Here is a 3,784-nt window from a genome sequence, read left to right as displayed (position 1 = left end):
TCCCCGCCGCAGCCTCCGCAGCAGCAGGGGCACCGTCACCATCACCGGCCCCGCTGCCGGCGGCCTCGCCCGTGCGCGCGCCGTTTCCCTCGCCCCGAGCCGCGTCCGAGCCGCGGGCTGAAGCCGGCGTCGGGTCCGCAGATCCTGCGGCGGATGTGCCGCGATACCCGCCGTCGGGGTCCACAACGACATGGTCACCGGTGGCCATCGCCACCAACGCGTCGGCGCGCCGCTGCGCGAGGGTGCGGCGGTCACCTGGCGCCGCTTTTCCCGCGAAGGCGTCGATTCGCTCCGCGAGAACCGCCCCCGCAGCTGCGGGCAGACGGGCTGTCATGGTGCACATCCCGCGGTCTTCTCTGCGAAATCGCACGCCCCGACCGAAGGCGGCGTCACGGCGGCGCTCGGCCTCGCCCTCCGGGTCGATCTTCGCGACGACGTTGTCCGCGTGCCGGGAGATCGTCCTCCGGTTGGGCCGCTCCCCCCTATGGAGTCGCTTGAGATAGTCCTCGACGACAGCGGCCTGTACCTCGTGGCTGAGGGAGGGGTCCACGTCCCTGATCCGGCTACACAGCAGCATCGCGATGCGCTCGCATAACAGCCCCGATTCCATCGCATCCAGAACCGCGGGGGCCCAGGCGTGCACGTCCACGGCCAACCCGACCACGTCACTCGCCCGCGAGTACGTCACACCGGTCGTGGCGACCAGAGACTGGCAGGTGTGATCGATGGGGTCGAGCCTGGACCAGTCAGGCTCCCCCGGGCCCATCTCCTGCAGTCGCGCCTCGAGCTGCCGTTCGTGGTGCTCGACGAGGGCATGGACACCCCGGCATCTCGCGGCGGCCGCGCGATTCTCGGCGAACAGCACCTCTGGGGCGAGGAGTTCGGCGGCCACGCCATCGGCCGCACTGCCACTGCAGATCATCGCTACTCCTCACCTGAATCGCTCCTGTGTTCGATTATATCGAACACATATGCGGATCAGGTAACGATCCTGCAACGCCTCGGGGGGGTGCGTCCCGAGGTGCCGTGGGTCAGTCCTCCGTCTCCCACGGGGGCGGGATCATGGCGGCGACCGCGGCAGCCGCCAGAGCGACCCCGCACCCGAGCAACAGGCCCACGCGGAAACCGGTCTCGGTGGGCACGAACAACCCCCCGAAGTCCACGGACATCTGCGTGAGGATCACCCCGAGTACCGCCGCGGCCGTGGTGGTGCCGATCGACCGCATGAGGGTGTTGACGCTGTTGGCGGACCCCATCTCGGAGTGCGGCACCGACGACATGATGAGGGCGGGCATGGCACCGTAGGCCAGACCCACGCCGGAGCTGGTGATGACGGCCGCGATCATGACGCCCCACGTCGAGCCCATGAGGAACATGGCGGAGGCGTACCCCGATGCGATGACCAGCGATCCCAGGATGAGCGTGGGCTTGGGACCCCGTGTGGTGATGAGTCGTCCGCTGATCGGGGAGACGGCCATCATGGCCAACCCGCCGGGCGCGATCCACAGCCCCATGGCGACCATCGACTGCCCCAGCCCGTGGCCGGTGGCCACCGGGAGCTGGAGTATCTGGGGGATGACGAGCAGCTGCGCGTACAGACCCATGCCCACGAGGATCGAGGCGATGTTGGTCAACAGGACCGGTCGGCGAGCCGCCACCCTCAGGTCGATGAGCGGGGACGGGTGACGCAGCACCCACCAGCCCCACACGGGAAACGCGACGGCAGCCAGCGCGAACAGCCCGAGGGTCAACGCCGAGAGCCAGCCCCAGTCCGCGCCCTTCGACACCGCCAGCAGGAGCGAGATCAGACCCACCGCGAGTCCCACGGCTCCGATCGGGTCCAGGGTCCCGTCGGGTTTGGCGGCCGGGAGCGACCGGATGCGCAGGGCCATCATGGCGATGATCCCCACGCCGAGCACCGCCGTACCCCAGAACATCCACTGCCAGGAGCCGTATTGGGCCAGCGCCGCAGCTGCCGGGAGCCCGAGCGCACCACCGACCCCCAACGAGGAGCTCATGAGGGCGATCGCCGGGCCGAGTCGCACGGCGGGCAGCACCTCGCGCATCGTCGCGATGCCGATCGGGATCACGCCGATCCCCACGCCCTGGAGCGCGCGCCCGATGAGCATCGGCCACAGCGAGGTGGCCAGGGCGCACAGCACCGACCCGACGACCATCACCGCGGTGACGCCGATCAGGACGTTCTTCTTGGGATAGAGATCGCCGAGTCGACCCATCATGGGGCCGGCCACCGCTCCGGCGAGCAGGGTCACCGTGACGACCCACGCGGCGTTGGTCGCCGAGGTGCCGAGGATGGCGGGCAGCATCCCCAGCAGCGGGATCACCAGGGTCTGCGTGAGGGACATGACGATCCCGCCGAAGGCCAGGACGACGATCAGTCCGTTCTGCTCCGCCCGAACGGCGTCCCCGCCCCGCGTCCTGCCGCCCATTGATGTGTCCTCTCGGAGACCTTTTAGTCGGACACTACAGACAGGTGTCGAACGTGTTCACTTTCGACCCCGGTCCCTTGTGGTCCACATCACCCGGTGCGAGCATGGCAGAGGTGAACACCACCAGCATGACCCGGCGGGCCACCCGCCGACCCACCGCTACCGCGACCCTCGCCGCCACGGCAGTCGCACTGGCCGCCGCCCTCGCGGCCCCGGCCACCGCGAACGCACAGGACTCCTCCGAGGCCCTCGTCCAACTCCTGCCCGCCCCGAACCGTCTGGTCGCCTGGGGTGGATCTCCCACCGGTGCGTGCGCCGGTGCCGTGTCCACCTCACTGCGAGGTGACGGCTATCCCGGGTCGGCCAGTGTGAGCTGGGCCTTCGCGGTCGTCGGCGTGGGTCCGTGCGCACTGACCGCCACGCTCTCCTGGCGCAACCTCGACACCGGCACGAGCGGGCAGAAGGTCGCGCAGATCCCCCACCCACGGATCTCCCTCGGGATCCCGGACCCCATCGCGCACCCCTACGACGCGATCATCCCCACCGGATCCGGCCGAGTCGAATACCGGCTCACCACCACCGGGGGTGCCGTGGCGGGACCGGTCGTCGTCGACACCGTCGCCTACACCGGCTGACCCCGCCCCGGGTTCCGTCAGCCCAGGAGGCCCTCGTACGCGTGCCGCCAGTCCTCGACCGGCGGGACCAGGATGTTCTCCCCGAGCACCTGTACGAGCACCGTCGAGGCGCCCGCGTCCAGGTGTTCCTGTACCCGCGCCCGGGTGGCCTCGACCCCCCGGGTCACCATGGCCGACTGGAGGCGGTCGCTGCCGCCTCGGACGTAGTCGGACTCGTCGAAGCCCTGGCGGGTCCACGAGTTCCGGTAGTTGGGTAGCCCGGTGTAGATGTTCAGGTGGTCCCGGGCCCGCGACCGCCACAGCTCGTCGTCGTCCTCCACGCCGGCGGCGACCACCGCGGCGTGTTCCACGACCAGGGCCGGTCCGTCCTCCCCGGTTCCACCGAGGATCTCGCGCGCCCGCGCCGTGTGCTCGGGGAGGGTCAGATACGGGTGCGCGCCGGCAGTCCGGTCGCGGGAGAGTTCGAGCATCTTGGGGCCGAGGGCGGCCAGGACCACCGGCGGCATGGTGTCCTCCCCCGCCGCCATGGGCTGGGTCCGGTCGAGCGCGTCGAGGTACTCGCGCATCGCCGACAGCGGGCGTCCGTAGTTGTGCCCGCGGTGCCGTTCGACCAGCGGGGCGTGGGACACGCCCAGGCCCAGGACGAACCGGCCGGGGTGCGTGGCCTCGATGGTGCGCGCGGCCGCCCCCGCCGCCGAA

At 70.6% G+C, this 3,784-nt stretch carries 4 protein-coding genes; 1 reads left to right on the top strand and 3 read right to left on the bottom strand.

Features of this window, described 5'->3' with window-relative positions; genetic code table 11:
* Together G6017_RS13395 and G6017_RS13390 are read right to left on the bottom strand one after the other, a co-directional pair.
* On the bottom strand, positions 1-922 hold a 922-nt coding region (locus G6017_RS13395; RefSeq protein ID WP_182617793.1), incomplete at its 3' end, for a DUF222 domain-containing protein.
* Between the two features lie 109 nt (positions 923-1,031).
* Positions 1,032-2,450, bottom strand: coding sequence for an MFS transporter (locus tag G6017_RS13390; RefSeq protein WP_182617791.1), 1,419 nt, complete (start codon positions 2,448-2,450; stop codon positions 1,032-1,034).
* A 104-nt stretch (positions 2,451-2,554) separates the two neighbouring features.
* On the opposite strand from G6017_RS13390, the gene G6017_RS13385 reads away from it, so the two are divergent.
* Complete coding sequence (locus tag G6017_RS13385) at positions 2,555-3,085, top strand: hypothetical protein (protein WP_182617789.1); 531 nt, start codon at positions 2,555-2,557, stop codon at positions 3,083-3,085.
* A gap of 17 nt (positions 3,086-3,102) precedes the next feature.
* On the opposite strand, the gene G6017_RS13380 is transcribed toward G6017_RS13385, so the two are convergent.
* Positions 3,103-3,784 (bottom strand): TIGR03620 family F420-dependent LLM class oxidoreductase (locus tag G6017_RS13380; RefSeq protein WP_182617787.1); only part of this gene is annotated, 682 nt, incomplete at its 5' end.

It is taken from the genome of Dietzia sp. B44 (assembly GCF_014145245.1).
Classification (GTDB): Bacteria; Actinomycetota; Actinomycetes; order Mycobacteriales; family Mycobacteriaceae; genus Dietzia; species Dietzia natronolimnaea.
This window is presented reverse-complemented; position numbering and strand designations above follow the sequence as displayed.

Coding starts and splice junctions, on each gene's coding strand:
- G6017_RS13390 (WP_182617791.1), bottom strand. CDS start 2,450: ATGGGCGGCAGGACGCGGGGCGGGGACGCCGTTCGGGCGGAGCAGAAC.
- G6017_RS13385 (WP_182617789.1), top strand. CDS start 2,555: ATGGCAGAGGTGAACACCACCAGCATGACCCGGCGGGCCACCCGCCGA.